21 protein-coding genes are annotated in these 21395 nt (G+C 32.7%); 14 read left to right on the top strand and 7 right to left on the bottom strand.

The window, feature by feature from the left end:
* Positions 1–147: 147 nt before the first annotated feature.
* From acnA to ruvC, 7 genes are all read left to right on the top strand, one after another.
* On the top strand, positions 148–2802 hold the full coding sequence (gene acnA / locus AAGD19_RS05350) for an aconitate hydratase AcnA (protein WP_341748472.1): 2655 nt from the start codon (positions 148–150) through the stop codon (positions 2800–2802).
* Positions 2795–3151: a hypothetical protein gene (locus tag AAGD19_RS05355; RefSeq protein ID WP_341748473.1), complete on the top strand. Its 357-nt coding sequence runs from the start codon at positions 2795–2797 to the stop codon at positions 3149–3151. Before acnA ends, AAGD19_RS05355 begins: the two co-directional genes overlap by 8 nt.
* Positions 3151–3981: an NADPH-dependent 7-cyano-7-deazaguanine reductase QueF gene (queF, locus tag AAGD19_RS05360; protein ID WP_341747449.1), complete on the top strand. Its 831-nt coding sequence runs from the start codon at positions 3151–3153 to the stop codon at positions 3979–3981. Before AAGD19_RS05355 ends, queF begins: the two co-directional genes overlap by 1 nt.
* 66 nt (positions 3982–4047) lie before the next feature.
* Positions 4048–4434, top strand: a complete 387-nt coding sequence (locus tag AAGD19_RS05365) for a hypothetical protein (RefSeq protein WP_341747450.1) — start codon at positions 4048–4050, stop codon at positions 4432–4434.
* A gap of 49 nt (positions 4435–4483) precedes the next feature.
* The gene (locus AAGD19_RS05370; RefSeq protein WP_341747451.1) at positions 4484–5143 is read left to right on the top strand and encodes an amino acid ABC transporter permease; all 660 of its coding nucleotides are present in this window, start codon (positions 4484–4486) and stop codon (positions 5141–5143) included.
* Between the two features lie 279 nt (positions 5144–5422).
* Positions 5423–8482, top strand: a complete 3060-nt coding sequence (locus AAGD19_RS05375) for an efflux RND transporter permease subunit (RefSeq protein WP_341747452.1) — start codon at positions 5423–5425, stop codon at positions 8480–8482.
* Positions 8483–8521: 39 nt separating this feature from the next.
* Entirely contained in the window at positions 8522–9007 is a 486-nt protein-coding gene (gene ruvC, locus AAGD19_RS05380; RefSeq protein ID WP_341747453.1) for a crossover junction endodeoxyribonuclease RuvC, read from the top strand.
* Here the strand turns inward: ruvC and AAGD19_RS05385 are convergent.
* The gene (locus AAGD19_RS05385; protein WP_341747454.1) at positions 9002–9508 is read right to left on the bottom strand and encodes a hypothetical protein; all 507 of its coding nucleotides are present in this window, start codon (positions 9506–9508) and stop codon (positions 9002–9004) included. The two genes, ruvC and AAGD19_RS05385, sit on opposite strands and share 6 nt — an antisense overlap.
* Positions 9509–9953: 445 nt before the next feature.
* On the opposite strand from AAGD19_RS05385, the gene AAGD19_RS05390 reads away from it, so the two are divergent.
* The 4 genes from AAGD19_RS05390 to AAGD19_RS05405 all read left to right on the top strand — a co-directional run bounded on the left by AAGD19_RS05390 (position 9954) and on the right by AAGD19_RS05405 (position 13762).
* Positions 9954–10229 (top strand): HU family DNA-binding protein, encoded by a 276-nt coding sequence (locus tag AAGD19_RS05390; RefSeq protein WP_341747455.1) that lies wholly within the window; start codon positions 9954–9956, stop codon positions 10227–10229.
* 469 nt (positions 10230–10698) lie between these two features.
* Positions 10699–11499, top strand: coding sequence for a DNA polymerase III subunit delta' (locus AAGD19_RS05395; protein WP_341747456.1), 801 nt, complete (start codon positions 10699–10701; stop codon positions 11497–11499).
* Positions 11500–11829: 330 nt separating this feature from the next.
* The gene (locus tag AAGD19_RS05400; RefSeq protein ID WP_341747457.1) at positions 11830–12546 is read left to right on the top strand and encodes a hypothetical protein; all 717 of its coding nucleotides are present in this window, start codon (positions 11830–11832) and stop codon (positions 12544–12546) included.
* 46 nt (positions 12547–12592) lie between these two features.
* On the top strand, positions 12593–13762 hold the full coding sequence (locus AAGD19_RS05405; protein WP_341747458.1) for a hypothetical protein: 1170 nt from the start codon (positions 12593–12595) through the stop codon (positions 13760–13762).
* A 73-nt stretch (positions 13763–13835) separates the two neighbouring features.
* Here AAGD19_RS05405 and dcm read toward each other — a convergent pair whose 3' ends face one another.
* Entirely contained in the window at positions 13836–14111 is a 276-nt protein-coding gene (gene dcm, locus AAGD19_RS05410) for a DNA (cytosine-5-)-methyltransferase (RefSeq protein WP_341747459.1), read from the bottom strand.
* A gap of 729 nt (positions 14112–14840) precedes the next feature.
* Here dcm and AAGD19_RS05415 point away from each other — a divergent pair.
* Genes AAGD19_RS05415 through cysQ form a run of 3 tightly spaced genes read left to right on the top strand, consistent with a single transcriptional unit; the run spans position 14841 to position 17326 of the window.
* Positions 14841–15737 (top strand): DUF2608 domain-containing protein, encoded by an 897-nt coding sequence (locus AAGD19_RS05415; RefSeq protein ID WP_341747460.1) that lies wholly within the window; start codon positions 14841–14843, stop codon positions 15735–15737.
* Positions 15721–16554, top strand: coding sequence for a DUF2608 domain-containing protein (locus AAGD19_RS05420; RefSeq protein ID WP_341747461.1), 834 nt, complete (start codon positions 15721–15723; stop codon positions 16552–16554). Before AAGD19_RS05415 ends, AAGD19_RS05420 begins: the two co-directional genes overlap by 17 nt.
* 10 nt (positions 16555–16564) lie before the next feature.
* The gene (gene cysQ / locus AAGD19_RS05425; protein ID WP_341747462.1) at positions 16565–17326 is read left to right on the top strand and encodes a 3'(2'),5'-bisphosphate nucleotidase CysQ; all 762 of its coding nucleotides are present in this window, start codon (positions 16565–16567) and stop codon (positions 17324–17326) included.
* A gap of 252 nt (positions 17327–17578) precedes the next feature.
* Here cysQ and AAGD19_RS05430 read toward each other — a convergent pair whose 3' ends face one another.
* The 5 genes from AAGD19_RS05430 to AAGD19_RS05450 form a co-directional block, all read right to left on the bottom strand.
* Positions 17579–18127: a GNAT family protein gene (locus AAGD19_RS05430; protein WP_341747463.1), complete on the bottom strand. Its 549-nt coding sequence runs from the start codon at positions 18125–18127 to the stop codon at positions 17579–17581.
* The gene (queC, locus tag AAGD19_RS05435; protein ID WP_341748474.1) at positions 18120–18827 is read right to left on the bottom strand and encodes a 7-cyano-7-deazaguanine synthase QueC; all 708 of its coding nucleotides are present in this window, start codon (positions 18825–18827) and stop codon (positions 18120–18122) included. The genes AAGD19_RS05430 and queC overlap by 8 nt, the downstream gene beginning before the upstream one ends.
* 46 nt (positions 18828–18873) lie before the next feature.
* Positions 18874–19740: an alpha/beta hydrolase gene (locus AAGD19_RS05440; protein ID WP_341747464.1), complete on the bottom strand. Its 867-nt coding sequence runs from the start codon at positions 19738–19740 to the stop codon at positions 18874–18876.
* 605 nt (positions 19741–20345) lie between these two features.
* On the bottom strand, positions 20346–20603 hold the full coding sequence (locus AAGD19_RS05445; RefSeq protein ID WP_341747465.1) for a hypothetical protein: 258 nt from the start codon (positions 20601–20603) through the stop codon (positions 20346–20348).
* Positions 20594–21217, bottom strand: coding sequence for a hypothetical protein (locus AAGD19_RS05450; RefSeq protein ID WP_341747466.1), 624 nt, complete (start codon positions 21215–21217; stop codon positions 20594–20596). Before AAGD19_RS05450 ends, AAGD19_RS05445 begins: the two co-directional genes overlap by 10 nt.
* Positions 21218–21395: the final 178 nt, after the last annotated feature.

Below are 21395 nucleotides of genomic sequence, written 5' to 3' on the forward strand. Positions count from 1 at the left end.
TAGCAAAATATTAATTTAACAATCAGATGCAGAGCCGTCTCAAATCTGATTGTTTCGATAATTTCACCGAATTTGGTATAAGAATTGACAAATTCTTATACCAAATTCGCGTAAACCCTAATGATTAAAAAAATTGGAGGAACGGGAATGAATCCTGATTATCTTAAAGAAATGTCTGTAGGAGATAATCTTTATAAAATTTTTGATATAAATAAAGCGGCAAGTGATATTAATCTTGAGTTAAAGCGTCTACCTTATAGCTTAAGGATATTATTTGAAAATGTCCTTCGTCTAACTGGTAATAAAAAAAACTTGTTACTATTTAAAGAATGGCTTAAGGCTAGAAAATCTGACGCTGAGATACCGTTTATGCCGGCTAGGGTACTAATGCAGGATTTTACCGGAGTTCCTGCTATTGTTGATTTGGCTGCTATGCGTGATGCTATAAAAAAACTAGGGGGTAATCCATTAAAGATTAATCCTCTGATCCCGGTTGACCTTGTCATAGATCATTCTGTACAAGTTGATTATTATGGAACAAGTGATGCGTTTGCTAAGAATGTCAAAATGGAAGTAGCACGGAATCTAGAGCGTTATGAATTTTTGAAATGGGGGCAAGAAGCATTTGATAATTTTAGAGTAGTACCTCCAGGAACAGGAATCTGTCATCAAGTTAATTTGGAATATTTAGCCAATATTGTGTGGAGCAAACAACAAAATGGTGTAACTTTCGCTTATCCGGATACATTAGTTGGCACAGATAGTCATACTACGATGATTAATGGTTTAGCAGTTCTTGGTTGGGGAGTTGGGGGAATTGAGGCTGAGGCGGCAATGCTCGGTCAACCTTTATCAATGATTTTACCAGAGGTAATTGGCTTTAAGTTAACTGGCTCTTTAAAGGGAATGATTACTGCTACAGATTTGGTGCTAACAGTTACTCAAATGCTAAGAAAGAAAAATGTAGTCGGCAAATTTGTTGAATTTTATGGAGATGGGCTTTCTTGCCTTACATTGGCAGATAGGGCGACTATATCAAATATGGCTCCTGAGTATGGTGCTACTTGTGGGTTCTTCCCAATTGATAATGAGACTATAAAATACCTTAATTTTACAGCTAGAGATCAAAATAGAATAAAGCTAGTAGAGCAATATGCTAAGCTACAGTCATTATGGTTTGATCCAATAATTACTCCGGAATATACTGATATATTAGAACTGGATTTATCTACTTTAGAACCTTCCTTAGCTGGACCAAGACGTCCGCAAGATAGGGTTAACCTAAAAAATGCTGCTAGTAATTTTAAAACTGAACTACCTTCTCTAACTAGAGGTGATGTTGATATTGATAAAAAGTACCCTGTTGATGAACAATATAGTATAGGGCATGGTGATGTCGTAATAGCTGCAATCACAAGCTGTACAAATACTTCGAATCCTACTGTGATGATTGGAGCAGGCTTGCTTGCTAAGAAAGCAGTAGAACTTGGGTTGATGAAAAAACCATGGGTTAAAACTTCGTTAGCCCCTGGTTCAAAAGTAGTAACGGAATATCTGAAAAAAAGTGGACTTGACCAGTACTTAAATCATTTAGGTTTTAATCTTGTCGGCTATGGTTGTACTACTTGTATAGGCAATTCTGGTTCGCTTATGCAGGAAATAGAAGAGACTATTGCCGGGAACAATCTTGTTGTTGCTTCGGTGTTATCTGGTAACAGGAATTTTGAAGGAAGGGTACACCCTTTAACAATAGCTAGTTATTTGGCTTCTCCTCCCTTAGTCGTTGCTTATGCCCTAGCAGGTACTATGAACATTGATCTTGAAACTGACGTGATAGGTAAAGGTCATAATGGTAAGGATATATATCTTAAGGATATTTGGCCAACCCACCAAGAGATAAAAGAGTTAATAGATTGCTCTATTAACTCTAAAATGTTTAAAGACAAATATAGTGAGGTATTTTTAGGTGATAAAGAGTGGCGAGATATTAAAGTAACTAAAACTGATACTTATAATTGGAGCAAAGATAGTACTTATATCAACAATCCTCCTTATTTTGAAGGTATTGAACATATATCTAGTAACTTGCACAATATAGAATCTGCTAGAATATTAGCTATTTTTGGCAATTCTATTACGACTGATCATATATCTCCAGCCGGCAATATTAGTAAAACAAGTCCTGCTGCTAAGTATTTAACTGAGCATGGCATTCTACCTATCGATTTCAATTCTTATGGATCACGGCGGGGCAATCATGAAGTAATGATGCGAGGTACTTTTGCCAATAATAGGATAAAAAATGCCATGTGTCCCGGAATTGAAGGAGGGGTAACTATAAACCAACTAGGTAATCAAGAGAGTATCTATGATGCTGCAATGGATTATAAAGCTCATTCTGTGCCTTTAGTAATTTTTGCAGGTAAAGAATATGGCTCTGGTTCATCAAGAGACTGGGCAGCAAAAGGTACTAGTTTACTTGGAGTAAAAGCAGTAATTGCTGAAAGTTTTGAAAGAATTCATAGATCAAATTTAGTGGGTATGGGTGTTTTACCGCTTGCTCTTGCTTCTTCTACTGTAAATGACTTAAAACTTGATGGTTCTGAGTATGTCACCATTACCGGCTTGAGTAATGAAATAACGCCTTATGAGCAACTTAATTGTATCATAAAGAAAAAAAGTGGTATAGTTGAGACTATCAAAGTAATATTACAAGTTTTTACAGATAATGAGATAGACTATATAAAACATGGTAGTATAATGCATCTAGTAGTTAAAAATTTAAGAGATGAACATGGATAAGGAGATTAAGAAATATATAAATGCAGGGAAAACAAACCTTATAGTAATTTATATATTATTTCTGTGCGGAGTAGTTGCACCGTTATTACCTATTATTGGAGCAGTTTTTGCATATATTAATAAGGATATTAAAGATGGACTTTTAGCTAGCCATTACACTTTTATATTACGTACTTTTTGCATAGGATTTATTGGTATTATAATATCTATGATAACCACTATAATACTAATTGGTCCGGTGTTATACGCATGCTTGTTTGTTTGGTTTATATTAAGAATCGCTATAGGTCTCAAATATTTGTTGAATGATACAGGACATCCAAACTATATGACTTACTGGATAAAATAATGTTTCTTGAAACCGTACTTGGAAAGCAAACTAAATATGCAGATTTGTATGACAATAGTTTACTACACCCAATCAGTCGTAAATTTGCTAGAGATAGCTTACAGATAGTAGGTTCTTTGCCGTTTAATGGATTTGACATTTGGAATTGTTATGAAGTTTCTTGGCTAAGCCCAAGTGGTAAACCTGAAGTAAAAATATTGGAGTTCATGGTAAATTGTGAGTCGCCTAATATTGTAGAATCAAAATCACTAAAGCTTTATTTAAATTCTTTTAATAATACTAAGTTTGATAATAGAGACCAAGTAAAAGAATTAATTGCAAAGGACTTAAGTTTGGTATTTCAAGCACCTGTAACTGTTTCTATAAAAGATTTAGAATCATATGAGGGAACAAAGCTGCAGTTCTTTTCAGGCATAAATTTGGATAAGTTGGAAGTAACAATTATTAATTTTGAGACTAGCCAAAATTTGCCAAAATTGTCTGAAGACAATACGCAAGTAGTAGATGAGGTGCTATATTCTAATTTGCTAAAATCGAATTGTTTAGTTACTAACCAGCCGGATTGGGCATCAGTACAAATTAGTTATAGAGGCAAGAAAATTGATCATAGTTCTTTGTTAAAATATTTAGTATCATTCCGTAATCATAATGAATTTCATGAACAATGCGTTGAGCGTATTTTTTGTGATATTAATAAGTTTTGTACTCCCGATCAATTAACTGTTTATGCAAGATATACAAGACGTGGTGGTATAGATATTAACCCTATACGGTCTAGTTGTAGTTTAGATATTACAAAGCTTAGCAATTTAAGGCATATTCGTCAATAATAATGCTTAGTGGTAGTATCAATTTAGAGTATATTTATATTAAAGTGGAGAAAATATAGGTAAAATATGGGCAAAAATAAGTTAAACTCGAATAAAAAACTACCCCTGGATATTCAATTAAAGGACAATTCAGATAGTTCTGAAATGAAATTTGATTTGGTTAGTCAATTATCGAGATTATCAAAAGAGTATACTGATATAGTAAATTCTGCAATTTCTAAAAGTTTAGCAGTTGTTAATAGTCGTATTAGAGTAACCGAAGATATATTTAATCAACTCTTATCATCGATGAGTAAAGGAATGCAGGAGAATGTTGTACTTACTAAAGATTTGTTAAAATGTAAGGGATTACCAGATTTAGCTTTGTTACAGCGGAAAATGTTTGAAATATATTGTACTAATATGATGAATTCTTCCATTGAGGTTGCTCGTAATATACGAAAATTTGAATAGGTAGTAAGTTTGGAACAATTCCAAAATTGAGGTTATTTAAGAGTGTTAGATGTTTGAGCAATTACTTGATTTTTCTTCTATATATTTTATTATGCAAGGGATGGTAGTAACACTGAAATACAGTATAGTTTCAGTGTTATTAGGGTTGATTATTGGTATCTTACTAGCAATTTGTAAGGTAGGTAAAAGTTGTGCGTTAAGACTGTTTGCTAATTTCTATACATCTGTTTTTCGTGGTACTCCGTTACTTATACAACTTAGCATAATTTATTTTGGTTTACCTAGTGTAATTGGCATTAAGCTTGGTGTCTTCGTTGCTGGTAGCATAGCTTTCTCATTAAACTCCGGGGCATATGTTTCGGAAATAATTAGAGCTGGAATTAATAGTGTTGATAAAGGACAGATTGAGGCAGCTAAAGCATTAGCTATACCCGAGAAATTAATGATGAAAGATATTATCTTGCCTCAAGCTATAAGAAATATTTTACCTTCACTGGTTAATGAGCTTATTAATTTAATCAAAGAATCATCGATTATATCAATGATCGGTGAAATGGATTTAATGCGTAGAGCTCAATTAGTATCGCTTGAAAGTTATACTTATTTTACCCCTATGTTAATAGCAGGACTTTGTTACTATGTTATGGTAATAATTATCAGTAAATTAGCTAAAATTATTGAAAAAAGACTAGTAATTGGAGTGGAGTAACCCCAATTCGGGATAAGAATTAACTAATTCTTATCCCGAATTGGCTTTAATATAAGGAAAAATGCATTCTTAAAGCGGCTAACGCGAATGCATTTTAAACCTTTCTAAAGCTAAAAACATGATTTTAAAAGATTAAAATCATGTTTTTAGCAAAATATTAATTTAACAATCAGATGTAGAGCCGTCTCAAATCTGATTGTTTCGATAATTTCACCGAATTTGGGATAAGAATTTGTCAATTCTTATCCCAAATTTGCATAAGTAGGATTTATTGATAATATGTACTTAAGTGAAATATGTATAAAACGTCCAGTATTTGCAACAGTGTTGAGTCTAGTGGTTGTTATTTTAGGGGCGGTATTTCTTACTAAACTGCAAATTAGGGGTATTCCCGATATTTCTTTTCCCGTAATAACAGTATATGCAAATTACCCTGGGGCAGATGCTCTTTATATGGAGAAAGAGATAACAACTCGTATTGAGAAAGCACTAAAAACTGTCAAGAACCTTGATACTATCACTTCACAAAGCTCTACAGGTAGCAGCCATATTACTTTAATATTTCTATCATCGGCTGATATAGAAACAGCCTTAAACGATGTTAGGTCTAAAATTTCTAATATAAGTTCCATATTCCCCCAAGGTATGAGCATGCCTTATGTTGCTAAGATGGATGCAGATAATTTCCCTAGTTTGTATTTAAGTATCAGTAGTGATGTATATGATGATTTACAATTAACCCAAATTGTTCAAGATAGCGTAAAAACCATTTTAGAAAAACTTGAAACAATAGGTCAGGTTGAGATATATGGTGCTAAAGAGTACTCTATGCGTATAGAACCAGACCCGGTAAAATTATATCAGCATAAAATGTCAGTGTTAGAAATGGAGAGTGCTGTAAAAAAACAAAATATCTATTATCCAGCAGGAATTATTAAAACAGCTGCACGTGATTTTACTGTAAGATTAGATGGCTCTTTAAGTAAACCGGAAGAGTTTGAAAAAATTATACTAAAAGTGAAAGATGCTAATATATTAAAGTTACGAGATATTGCTAAAATATATTTAGCCCCTCCAGATACTGAGGTAATTTTTAGATATAACGGAAAAAACTCGATAGCACTTGGTCTTATAAAACAATCGAAGGCAAACATACTTGATTTATCCAAAGAGGTTAGATATTCACTAGATAAAATAAAAAAAAATCTACCTAAAGGTATAACAATTGATATAGCCCATGATTCATCAATTCCAGTTAGGGCTTCAATCAGATCAGTGTTCTTCACTATCATGGAAGCATTAGTTTTGGTTATGGTAGTAATATATCTGTTCTTGGCATCAGTAAAAATCACCCTCATACCATTTGTAACTGTTCCGATATCATTAATTGGTACATTTATTGTTATGTATTATTTAGGATTTTCTATCAATATATTTACCCTTTTAGCAATGATATTAGCTATTGGCTTGGTAGTAGATGATGCAATAGTAATGTTAGAAAACATTTTTAGGTACAATGAGATGGGGCATTCTCCTATAGAAGCTGCCTTTCTTGCATCTAAGGAAATTGGTTTTGCCATTGTAGCGATGACTATAACACTTGTTTCAGTATTCTTACCAATAGGTTTGATAGATGGATTTATTGGTAAGTTATTCATTGAATTTGCTTGGACCTTAGCATTCTGCGTTTTATTTTCCGGTTTTGTGGCGATTACTTTAACGCCAATGATGGCAAGTCGCATGATTGGTAAAAATGATCGACCTCCTTTAGGGTTTTTAGTTAAATTTGATCAGTTCATTAAATTAGTACAAAGCAAGTATTTGTACTATTTAAATCTTGCTCTTGATCATAAAAAGAAATTCTCACTTATTATTGCACTATCTTTAGTTGTACTAGTTGTTAGTTTGATCTTTGTCAAAAAAATTTTTATTCCCCAGGAAGATGATGGGTTTTTACAAGTTTTCTTCACTGGTCTTCAAGGTTCTAGTATTAAACAATCAGAGAAAACAGTAGTGGAAGCTGAAAAAATACTTAGTTCTCATAAAGATATAGCCGGTTATTTGACAATAATTGGCTCTGGAGGTAGTAACAGTGCTTTTGCTTTCGTACCTCTTAAAGATTGGAAAGAAAGATCAAAGTCACAAGAAGCTATAAAAAATATGCTTAATAAGCAATTTCAACAAATAGCAGGAATGTCGATTTTTGTTCAAAATCCACCTTCATTGGTTAGTGGTGATGCTAGAAATGCTGTCGAATTTACTTTACAGACCTCACTTGAATATGAAGAGTTAGATCAAATATCACAGAAATTTGTTAATAGAATGAAGAAATATCCAGTTTTTATCAATGTAGGTAGTGATTTAAATTCTTCTATGCCGACAATTGATGTAATTGTTAACCGGGATAAAGCTTATCTGTTTGGTGTGAGTTTAGAAAATATAGGGGTAACATTGCAATATTTGCTAGCAGGAAGAAAAATTGGTGATTTCAGAATGGGCAATAATCTGTATGATATAACTATGCAATATAACCTAAAATACCGTAATAGTACCGATCATTTTAGTAAGATACTGATACCAACCAATAAACCAACTAATAATTTGCTGCCATTAAGTGTAGTTGCTAATATGGTTGAGAAAGTGTCTATTGAGTCTTATAACCACTATAATAATTCTAGATCGGTAACGATTTCGTCAGGTTTAGCTCCAAACCAAAAAATTACCGATGCCATAAATTCGATAAATACTATAGCTGATGAATTATTGGATAGTAGCACAACTATATTAGAATATATTGGAGAGATTAAAAGAATGACAGAATCACAAAGTAATCTTATTGTTACTTTCTTATTTGCTTTGTTGTTTATTTATTTAGTGCTTTCAGCCCAATTTGAAAGTTTTACTGATCCTATATTAATACTTATTGCTGTACCATTCTCAATTACTGGAGGGGTATTAATGCTCTTAATATGTGGTAATACGCTTAATATGTATAGTAATATTGGTTTGATCACTTTAATTGGTTTGATAACAAAAAATTCTATTATGATAGTAGAATTTGCTAATAACTTAAGAGACCAAGGACTAAGTGTTAGAGAAGCTGTAACTAGAGCCTCTAGCTTAAGACTTAGACCTATTCTAATGACTACTCTAGCAACCATTTTTGGGGCAATGTCATTAGTGATTAGTTCTGGAGCAGGAGCAGCCGCTCAAAATTCTATTGGTTTAGTAATAGTTGGTGGAATGAGTATAGGAACTCTTTTCACTATATTTGTTATTCCAGTTTTATATCAAAGTTTTAAAAAGGAATATATTCAAATAAATGAATTGAAGAATTAGATAATTTTTTACAAAAAATCTATTAGTGGGGGAATAATTTTGATTATACTAGGAATTGACCCATCTTTAGCTGGTATGGGGTGGGGGGTAATCGATACCGATCCTCTGAAATATTTAGATAGTGGGGTTATAAAGACTAAATCAAGCGAAGCAATGCATAAAAGGCTAGCTTTCATTAGCTCGTCCTTGCAAAAGATAATAGTACAATATAAACCTGCTATTGTTGCTATGGAGGAGACATTTGTTAATATGAATAGTGTTTCATCTTTAAAATTGGGATATGCTAGAGGAGCAGTCATATCACTTATAGGAGGATATGATATTGCTTTTCAAGAATTTAAACCTAATGTTATCAAAAAATCTGTAGTGGGTTATGGTCATGCTGAAAAAAATCAGGTTCTGCAAATGATTAAACTTTTACTACCAGGAGCAATTGCAATCAGTAACTTTGATGAAGCAGATGCCCTTGCAGTGGCTTATGTTTGTTGGGCTTATACCTCAAAACCTCCTATAATTGAATTATAGCAATTCTTTACCTTTCACTTTTTCTTCTTCTTTTTGCTTACCTTTAAATTTTGTCAGAAACTCATCTGTTATGTATATAAGACTCATACTAAAGCTAAGGAATGGAGAATCTAATATAATAGTACAACTACCATCGGCAAATCTAATCTCCTTATTACCTAAATTAGGGTTTTGGCTATGGGTGAGTTTGTATTTTTCTGCAAGTAACTCATAAAACTCTGTAAATTTATCGTTATTTATCGTTAAGATGATTGCTTGGATAATATTATCATCATTACATATTACTAATAATTCAGTCAGTCCCTCTAATTTGACATCTCTAACATTAACATAATAATTATATCCATCCCAATGATTCCTCTCTTTTTTAGTAATCTGATATACTCGCTCTACATCTGCTATACTTGCTTTATTTAATTCAAAACCCAATGGAGTTGGATTAGCACTAGTATTTAAACTAAAAATTGAAATAAATAATATGTAGAATAGTCTAGTGATCATAAAAGTTCCCTTTTTATATATTAAATAAGAAAGTTATAATATATAAACTATTATGATTTTCAACTAATTATTTCATTTAAGCAAAAATAATATACTATCCTCCTAACTACAGGATAAGAAACTAACTTGATGTAAAATAGATACAATTTTATTGAAATTAGATTATAAAATAATATATTCAAAAGTTCTAAAGAAGTCTCAGTTGCAGTCAATTTAGTGTTTGCTATAATCTAGCCAACGAGATATAACAAATCTTGCTGGTATGTTAGTATATATTCTTCTGCTTTGAAGAATTGTTTTTTTTAATATCAAGGACGAACGTAACAACGTATCTTATGTACGCCCCGCTTGTTCTTCATTTTCAAATCCAATTCTCTAAATCATTTGAGTATACTAAATACATTAATGTCTGAAATGTTAACAATTTATTTGGAGAGTTGAGCATATGAATAAAGGAGAATTAGTAGCATTAATGGCTGAAGCAGGTCATTCAAAAAGTGATGCAGAAAAGGCCCTTACTTGGGTTGTAGACAGTGTACTTAAAGCACTTAGTCGTGGTGAGGACGTTAACCTAGTGGGGTTTGGTTCTTTCCATATACAAAGTAGAGCTGCACGTGAAGGTCGTAATCCAAAAACTGGTGAGAAAATGCATATTGCTGCCTATAAACAACCAGTCTTTAGAGCCAGTAAGAAAATGAAGGAAGCTTGTAATAATTCGTAAGTTCGTATTTTACTTAGAACCTGCTTCTGTAAAATATTATAGTTTTTACCAAGGGTGCAAGTTTAAGTAACCTGAGTTCAATACAACAAAGCTAGTGTCATCCCTGCCTACGTAGGGATTGCCATCGCTTTTGCCATACAAGTATCATTACTTACGTTGGCATTTCTGACCCACAACTGTCGAAAGTTCGAAGGTAGAGCAGGTTTTAGGCAGGGCAGTTTAAAAGTTGTATATGGTCAACGTCATTGCGAGAAGACCGTAGGTCGACGAAGCAATCCATAAAAATAACCAAGAATGGATTGCTTCGTCGGCTTATACCTCCTCGCAATGACCTTGGTTATTTTTCTGCAACTTTTAAACTGCCATTATGACTTCTAAAACTGCTTCCTCTTCTAACTTTCGACAGCTGTGGTTTCTGACCCATGTTGGCAAAGCCTAGAAACCTATTTTTTATTATGCCATTAGCAGAATGATCAAAGAATATCTTGAATGTAGATTCAAACAGGCTAGGCTTTATAATAGTTGGTTGATTGATGTTGATGATACCGCAAAAGCTTTAGAAGATTTGCTTATATTTATAGAAAGCAGTTTGATTGTAGATAAAATTCAATTAACAAATCATCCAGATTATCGTTTAGTAGCTAGGGATAATTCTGTGACGAGCAGTGTCAAAGACATATCTATTGACCAAATTAGAGATTTACAGCAATTTTTTTATAGAACATCATCAATCTCTAAATATAGAGTAGCTGTTATTTATCAAGCAGATCTAATGAATCTCAATGCAGCAAATTCCTGTCTTAAACTTTTAGAAGATACGCCAAAGGATAGTTTTATTTTCTTGATTACCTCAAGGGCTGCCGGAATAATAAGTACTATAAGATCTAGATGTGCTAAAATTAACATAAAATCACAAAATCGCTTAGTGGGAAGCGATATATATGTTAAATTTACGACGTATATTGCTAACTATGCAAATCCTAAAGTGAAGTTAGATCTTATCGAAGAGTTTACCAGTAAAAACAAGGAATTATGGGGAGATTTTGCTTGTAGCATGCTATATCTAGTTAATAGAATTACTAAAAAATCTCTCAATATCGATATTGAATTCAATGAATTAGAGAATAAAATATTTAATCAATTGCGTTCTAATTCCCCTGATTATTTGATAACAAAATTTGCAAATATCAAACGAATAATAAATAACACCATAGATTATGACCTAGATCTAAGGGCTAATACCATAGCATTAATAGAAGAGTTATGGTAATTTTGTCGTCAAAATTTGCTTCCGTTCCTATTCAATGTCATTCCCGTGAAGGTTTTGCCCGCGTGGATCACTAGTATGTCATTCCCGCTTCGGTGAGGAATCTAAAAAAATAGCCTATAGTAAGCTACTTTCGCAGGGGGTGATGACATCCTTAATAGTTAATGCTACTACATATACCAACTCTTGATTGTGGCTTTGAAACTGCCCTGAGAAGCAGAAGATATATTTTTATCTTGCTTGTTTGAATGAGTATGTTATAATCCATCGAAATCGTAATATCCGTTTGATACGGCGGTAAGTTTTTTTAATTTTATAGAAAAATATAAGAACATGTCCCAAGATGTTTTAACAGTAAATACAGTTACACTTGTTCAGGAAGCTTTTCCTTTAACAAAGGAAGTAGATAACACAGAATCTTCAAGCGAATTAGGTGTATCTAAAACGCCACAACAAGTGGATGATATTATTAGTAAGCTGAGGGAAAATAGTCTACATGTTTTTGAGAAATATTTACGTAAAGAGTTTTTTAGCACAGTAGCTGGCAATCAAGGTGAAGTTGATATAACAAAGGATATTTTTCAGATAATGTGTCACTCATTATTATATAATGAGCAGAAAGGTGCACTAAGTCTATTTATGACGATAAAAGATATAAAGAAAAGACTTGATGAAATAGAGACAACATCAGAGGGTGTAAAAAAAATTAATAAGTTTAAAGAGGAAATAGAGCAATATAGAGCAGATGTAATTAAAAAATTATCAACTAATGAAGGAATCGCAGATATTGTTACTGGACGTTTACAAGATGATCTTGTTAGTATGATAGTTTTAAGAGACTCGAATGAAGAGGCTAGATTTAGTACAAAAGATATTGCTTCGGAAGTTACGAAATATATAACAATCCCTGATAAAGTGCAAACTTATATGTTAAAAAATGGTTATGGTGTGTCTCCATCTTTTAAGACAGTCATTAATAGAACCGGACTTAAGCATTTTGCAGTAGAAATAAACCAAAGCAAAAAGGGAGAGAGAGAGGGGTTATTTTGATCAGGAGAAGTTCACTTCAAAGAATATTCATAAATTTGCTGATTCTGTGAATAGTATTGTTACCTCTATGGAAATAATATTATTATCAATTCAGAAGTTAAAAATAACCAAAACAACACAAAGTAAAAAACTGATAGCTAAATTATTGCCAGTATTAGCTGATTTTAATGATACATATTTAGAGAACAATAAAGATAAAATTGTAGTACAACTTACTGCAAATCTTACTAGGAAGTATAGTAAATGGGTCAATACTTCTACTAAAAAGTTAGAAAAGATATCTAAAGGAATAACTGAATCATATAATAAGGAAAAAGGGATTTATATTAAAGAAGAAAATACGGATTCTATAGATATTAATGATGAGTCAAGTGATATATCAATAACTTTCCTTGAAGCAATAGAGTCTCAAGATGAAGACCATATTACAGATCTTGATGAGCCAATAAATCAACTAGATTATGATATAGAACAGCAACCTGTACCTACTGAGATATTTCATGTAGTAGAAAATTATGAAGAAACGATAGAGTCTATTACTGATGTTGGGGAGCTAAAAAATATAACAATAACTTATCCTGAAACAAGAGAGTTTCAAATAGACATAGCTACTGATCAATTAAGTTGTGATGTAGAAGCGGTAGAACAACATGATGTAGAACAGCAATCTAGCCCTATGCAAGAATCCCTAACTGAGTTTCAAGATTGTAATGATCAACAAGAAAAAACTAGCTCTATTAATATAGCAAGCGATAATCTTGATAATACAGAGGTAACAGTTTTAAATGAACAACATACTGTTGATAGTAATCAATCTGATATATCACCAAATGATAGAGGTTGTGATGTAGCTACAGAAGCATCTTATCTAAATAGTACGGAAGCTACTACAGTGATTGATAGCACTAAATCTGAGATTGAGTCTTTAGAAGCTAATAATACAGAATTAGTAGAAAGCCCCATGGTTATAAGTCACATTTCTAGTTGGAATATATGGGCTATGTGGACTGCACTTAAATCATATATTAGTAGTACATTACATGAAATTAGTGATACCGTACTAACTTCTATAAAGCAGTGGGATCATCATCACTATGGAAGTTATGACTTAGGTCATCCTTATAAAAGTCATGGTCTAGGAGAAGAGCCAAGCCTAATAGGGGAGAATCCAGCCTTATTAGAAAGTGTTAAATATTTCAGCAATCTTGTAATTTAAAGACTATATAGCTAACTGTAGTTACTACACAGAGCTGTCATTCTAAGCAATGGCGGGAATCTAAAAAAATAGCCTAAAAGACTATTAAACATTTTGAAACCCCAGCTATACTAAATGGTTGACACGGGAATCCTGCACATAAAATATCGTGAGGGGGTACATTTTGTTCGTGTACTTGTGTTATATCACCATCAATTTTATGATCACAGCTAAAATTAGCTCTATATGTTTTTAATGCCGATGTATCAATCTCGCTAGTGTAAACGCAGTTACCACCAACAGACTCAAATGATCTTCTTACACCACCAATCCCAGCAAATAAGTCAATAAAAGTAAAGTTATTATACATAAACCTCATTATAATGCAATTAACCACAATATTGCAAATATATTCAATAGATATCTTTTGAAATTCTACTTCTGCTGGTACTCTGATTCTCACGTACATCATTGTCCGCTGTGGGTCATTTCGTGGTTTCTTTAAATTCCTCAGCATAAGCGAGTTTGCCAAAGATATCTATTGTTCATAGATATATCAAGCGTATTTTTTGAAACATCTATTCCCATAAATATCTTGCTTTTTTTAGTCATTTGCTTTACCTATAATTAGTGGTTGTTTTGCAAAGTTTTGATACATGATTGTAAATTCGATCTCTAAGATTCTGCTACCGTTTGTATACTCAAATGATTTGGAGAATGAGGACAACAAACAAGGGGTGAGTGAACGAAACGTACATGAAGTACGTGAGTATGCGAATACCCCGCAAGTATTTGCGGAATCAATTCTTCAAAGCAGAAGAGTATATCATACTTTGTGATTCAAGGGAGGAGACCATCAAGATACCTTCGGTCTTTAAGGACCTATCTAATTTAAACTGTGTCACTCTTTCCTGACCATATTAACTCCATAAAGAGCTAATATTCAAGATACAATCCAAAAAATAACCTGCAAAGGTCGTTAGATAATATGGATTCCTCTACCTAAGCGGGAATGACATTGAGTTAGATGACCTGCGTATGACATAAAACGATGTAGACCAACTACTTTTGTTATAAACAAAAAATAAGAGCAATTTCTATGCTAATTAGAAGAATTAAATTTAAAACATATAAACTCCTCTCTTACATAATATTACTATTACCTTTAATAGCAAATGGCAAGATTATTGATGTTAATAGTTTAGACCAAATAAATAAGGACTACGAAGAATTATGCAATAATTATTCCCCTAAAGATATCTTAGTGGTTTTGGGTAGAGAAAAAGTTATATTCAAATCATTTCTCTCTCCAATTATCCAATTAAATAAAAATGAATTATCTAAGCTACATGAAATATTCAAAGCAGTTAGACCCTCAAAGGATGCTTATTTTGATACAATACTGCTTACAGAGTATAAAAATGAGTTATTAGATGTCAATTTGCCTAATTTTATAAAGAATATAATGGATAAAGGTAGCCCAGTAATTGTGAGTGATCATGGTTTAACTGGTAACTTTAACAATATAAAGAAGCTAGAAATATGGGAGGCTGAGTATTTAAAGAAATTTAATATTGATTTGTCCAATAGTTTCCCACAACATAATTATCTTATTTTTAATAATATGAAGCCTTTTGATAATACTTATCCGACGTTTTATCAGGGTATATTAAGTAGTAATAATAATGCTTCATTTCAGTTGATATTAAATTTTTTAATAGAAGTGAAGTTTATGCCAAAAGTTTTAATAATGGTTGATGGAAATTCCAGTGAGTTGACTGCAATGGAAAGTCAACTAAGAAATTATGACGATAATGTGATATTTATTGGTTATAATTATAAATTATCTGACCAAAAAGAATCAATATTCAATTCTCGTGATTTAAAAAAATCACTTAATGAATTGGTTAATAAGGTAAATGCAGTAAAGAGAAGCAATGGCAAAATCACAGTTAAGAATCAAGAGAGTGTAAATCCGTATGATAATAAAAAATAACTTTTTATTAAAATTATTGTTAATTTTTATCATGTTACCATATACAGCTTATGCAATAATTATTCCCACTTATTCTATAGATTCTGTTACGGTAAAAAATTTACTTGAAAAAATTGATGCATCTAGCTTAGTGCTAATCAATATTGATGATACAATAGTTACGCCTAAGTCTAAGATGTTTCGTTATACTAATCCTTATAGAGGGTTTGTTGAAGAGCTGGCAAGTTTGGCAAAATATCATCCTAATGTGGATGAGATAATTGCTAAGTTGCTATTGCAAAGACAAGTTATGTTAGTAGAAGCTAGTTGGCCAAAATTTATCGATAAATTGAAAAGTTCAGGGGCTTTGGTTTTTGGGTTTACTAAAATTAACCCTGCATGTAGACTGATTAAAAATTATGAGGAATGGCAATATGAGCAGCTAAGTAGACTCGGTATTAAATTTACTGATAAAGTTAATAATAAAGAAATATTAAAATTTGATGAAACTGATAAAAGGTCACCAATTTTTCATAAAGGTATAATATTTACCGACTATCTAAATAAAGCTCAGGTACTACGTGAGTTTATGAGTATCACAAATATTTTACCTAATAACATTATAATCTTTGAGAATAAAAAAAGTGAATTAGATAACATAGATAATTTTTTAAGAACAATTGATCTAGATTGTTATGGGGTAGAATATTTAGCCGTTACAGAATTACAAGGTACTCCACAGGAGGATATAGTGAAATTTCAACAGGAAATATTATTAAAAACAGGAAAGTGGTTAGAAGATGATGAGGCTAAACAATTTATAACAAATAGCAAATGATAAATAACAAATGATGCTTAATTTAATTAAGTCTTTAAAAAGTTTAATTACTGAAGCTGGTGGGATTGCTTTAATTAGAAGAGATTTAGGGTTAATAGTTTCTTATAAAGATGATAATTCTCCCGTGACAAATGCTGATAAGGAAATTAGTAGCTTTATATATAATGGTTTAAAGAACCTAGCACCTAATATTCCTGTAGTTTGTGAAGAAAGAGATATAATTGTTTTGGATAGCAATCAATTTTGGTTGATTGATCCGATTGATGGTACAAAAAGTTATATAAAAGGTGAGGATACGTATACAGTAAATATTGCATTGATAAAAAATGGTATGCCTATTATTGGTTTTATCTATCAACCATCCGTGCAGAAATTATATTATACAGATGCTAATAATGCTTTAAGAATTGAACAAAATGGCGTAGAAACAAGCTTTGATGCTCTACCTAAAACTCATTATAGGGCTGTTGTTAGCTCACGTTCGTCAAATTCAGATATCAAGAAGTTCCTAAAGAAACATCTAATTACTGAAATAGTTACTATACCAAGTTCAATTAAATTATGTTTAGTAGCAGAGGGGAAAGCGGATATTTATCCCAAGTTTGGTCCAACTATGGAATGGGATATTGCAGCGGGACATGCATTAATTAAAGCTAGTGGTGGAAATATTGTGGATATAGATGGAAATGAATTAGTTTATCAAAAGAAGAACTTCCAAAATCCTCATTTCTATGCTTATAGTCGATATTTCCCTATCTTTACTTCGTTTTGATATTGATTTATAACCTCAAGTATTGATGTAATAAATTAATAGTAGGCTCAAGTAATCATCGCCATTAGGGGTGATGTCACCCCTACGTAGGCAGGGGGCTAAAATAACTCAACACAAGCTATCTTGGTCATTTTTCTAGATTCCTGCCCTACGCAGGAATGACATAACGCTTGCAAGGACGACACCGTAGGCTATTAAACCGATGTCTTACATCAAACTGATTTGTTTTAGGTTAAAAATTTTTACAGAAACCTAAAGCACTCTAGCGTAAATATAATAATCCCTATGCACTCCTTGAACAATTTCATATTTTTTAAGCAACCCCTCTTTGACAAAATTACATCGTTCTAAAACATTAATTGAACGTATGTTGTCATTTATTACAGTAGCTTGGATTCGAACAATACCAGCATATTCTATAAATCTTAAAATAGCTTTGATAGATTTTAGCATAATTCCTTTACCCCAAAATGTAGGATCAAGATCGTAGCTTATTTCTGCTTTGAGATGCATTGTAGAAACACTATTAAACCCAGCCGTACCTATAAGTTTATTATTATCTTTAAGGGAAATACCCCAGTAAAACCCTCTTTGGTGATGAAATAAGCTAGACCAATATTTTAGTTCATCAGCAGCTTGTGGAATAGTTGATGGAATGTTGTTATCTGTCAAGAAAGGACTCATCTCTAATTTATTCATATAACCAAAATAGTCTTCTGAATCATCACTAGTTAATTCTCTCAGTACTATGTTGTCTAGGTCTAACATAGGAAATTGATGATATATAAAACTATTAAGCATGTATAGAAGCGAATTTACTTTTATAATTAATCGGGTCAATTGTATTATTTTCTTCAAAGGCCTTAAGTCTAAGTAAGCAGGCATGACATGTTCCACAAGATAACCAATTATCTAATGGATCATAACAAGAAATTGTTTTAGAGTAATCTACTCCTAATTCTAGACCAGTTTTGATAATTTGCCCTTTTGTCATATTTATTAAGGGAGCATGAATGGTAATTCGTGTACCCAATACTCCTACCGCAGTTGCAAGATTAGCAAGCTTCTCAAAAGCGTCTAGGTACTCTGGACGGCAATCTGGGTAATTAGCATAATCAGTTGCGTGTACCCCCATAAAAATATCAAAGGCTCCTATTATTTCACTAAATCCCAAAGCATAACTTAAAAATATAGTATTACGTGCTGGTACATAAGTGATTGGTATATTATCCCCTAAATCTCTATGATCTTTATATTTTGGTACTTCTATGGCATCATCAGTAAGAGCTGATCCGCCAAAGCTACGTAAATCAATATTTACAATTTTATGTTGTTTAATATTATAGTTCTTAACTAACTCTTTAACTTTCTCAAGTTCAATATTATTATGTTGAGAATAGTTAAAACTTATGGCATGAATTTCGTAATTCATTTTTTCTATCATTGCTAGTACTGTGGCTGAATCTGCACCGCCACTAACTAAAACTACTGCCTTCTGCATAAAATCTCCCATGAGTAAGCTTAATTCTTATATCGAATTGGCTTTGTTATTTTGTCCCAATTTTCTTGTTATACCCACAGGTAAGATTAATTTTTAACACCTCCTGCCACACCTTATCCCAACCTTTGGTATGAGTAATATTAGGGAAAATCTTTTGCTGTGTACAATCTGAAGAACTAGCTTTTATATAGCCCTGCATAATTTTGCTCGGTACTATTGCATCCTTACTTCCCGAAAGATGTAATTGCGGAATATTGCTAATTTTTATTGCATAATCTATGGGATTTAATGACTCCTTTAACGCATATATCCGATGATGTTTACTGAAATTCTCAATATCAAGATTACCAGCTATAGTTATTATATCTTTAATATGCTTATTTCTTGCTGCAACCAAGACAGCAACTCCACCACCTCCGGAAAAACCAACCAAACTAGCTGGTTTACCATTATTTATACTATTTATTACTATATTTATTGATTCTATAACTTCTTCAGCCATTCTTTTGTCTGTCCAATAGATTTGACTGCAATTGGGGTTAAGTTCTACTGGCGTATATTGACACGGACGAGCTATATAAACTATATTAGGTCTAGTATCAAGGGTAGCAAGCTTAAATAACATAATCTTGGAAGGAGTTGGATTGTCTGCAATGGCATAGCGTCCTATACTAATACTTCCATCCCCCTCAATATAAAATACATAAGGACTATCTTTATCTGAAACACGTTGGTAAGTTGTAATGACAAAATCACCATCCTTAACAAGTTTCTTCTCAAACTTGTTCATTGAGGCTACCTTATCTGCCTCCTCAACCCTTTTCTCTATAGACGAAATACAAGAAGAAAGCAGAAGAGATACAAAAAGTAGAGCAATTCTAGGCTTAGTGACTATGTTAACAAGATTAGCCACAGATAAACCTAGTCCATAAAAAAACATTTATGCAGATTGATGTAACATCAAAAAATGTCAACATTTTCTTTATATCCTTTACTCAGGGTAATTTAAAAGTCACAATTATAGCACTTAACATATATGTTCATATATCATTTTAAACGTTCTACAACTTGCCTCAAATAAAGAATCTCTTTTATCTAATACTACAGTTGTAGATTTCAAAAACTAGAAACCATTATGACTAAAACTATGATACAGTTGCATATTTATACCTAAATTTTAGTAACAATTGTAAAGAAAACCCTCAAATTTTCCATAATTTATTCAATCTACAACTGTAGCGCTAGTTTATAAGAACGAACAACCGTCATCGCGAGCCACGAAGTGGCGTGGCGATCCAAATAAACAGCGTGCTGTCGCAACTTTTGGATTGCTTCGTCGACCTATGGTCTTCCTCGCAATGACATCTCCTTGCCTAAAACAGCTTCCTCTTCTAACTTTCGGCAGCTGTGCATCGATGTCATTCTTAGCAACGGCGGGAATGACATCGAGTGCATATTAAGCACTTTTTCCTTTCTCTATTAGGCCTGCAGCCCTACTTTTAAATTACCCTACCTTTACTATCCCTCTAAAATGTCTCCTACTACCCCAACAGGATCAACAGGAGGAAGAGCGTTATTATTTTCCCCTACTACTCCAACAAGAGCAGGGGCATTATTATCTCCCTCTACTACTTCAACAAGAGGAGGGGCGTCATTATTTTCCCCTACTGCTTCAACAAGAGGAAGGGCGTCATTATTGTTATTTACACCTCCTACCCAGTGTTGTGGGTCAAGTTTAAGTGCACAATTAGGCGGTAATAGTTCGACTATTCCCAATAGTTCTTGATCACTATAAGCACAAGAGAATGCATCAAATACAGTAAAGGTAGTATGGCTGCAGCTACTTGTTTTAATCTTCCACAACTTATGTCATTGCCATAACCAATCCCAAAAGCTTTGATCTTAGGAAGAGCTTTAACCATTGCATATGCTCCTTTATCAGTTATATAATTTGCTCTCGCATCAAAATATTCAAGACCATGGAGGCTGTTAACTATTTCTATTATTCCTTCATCACCAATGTTACCGCCACCTAGATTGAGCTTAATAAGCTTAGAAAGCTTAGATATTTCCTTTGCCATTTTGGTACTTAAGCTATTATTTTCAAAATTAATAGCAGTAATTTCACTCTTATTTATTGCGTTCATTAGTAACCGGAAATTACCTATGCCCATCTCACCAATACCCCACATAACTGCATTAAGTTCCATAATACCTGGGGTAGTTTCTATAAATTTAGCTAACCGTCCTATATCAAATATGTCTTTAAAACATCTGATCCCCCCTTTCCCACTAGAGAATTTGTTACCCTCTTTATTTAAATCTAGCACTCCATTTTTTAAATATGGAGAAAAATTTGTTAATGGCATAATCGTTTCTGTTAATGGCATAATCATTACCTCTATTAAAATTGTTACTACACTAAAAATGATACTATTCAATTATATCACTCATCTTACGCATGGCATTTAAAACCCATAGAGAAAGCAGCTTGGAGTCATTGCGAGTAGCTACTTTAGTAGCTACGAAGCAATCCAATGAATTTGGATTGCCACAACCACTACGTGA

It is taken from the genome of Candidatus Tisiphia endosymbiont of Dascillus cervinus (assembly GCF_964026405.1).
Lineage (GTDB): Bacteria > Pseudomonadota > Alphaproteobacteria > Rickettsiales > Rickettsiaceae > Tisiphia.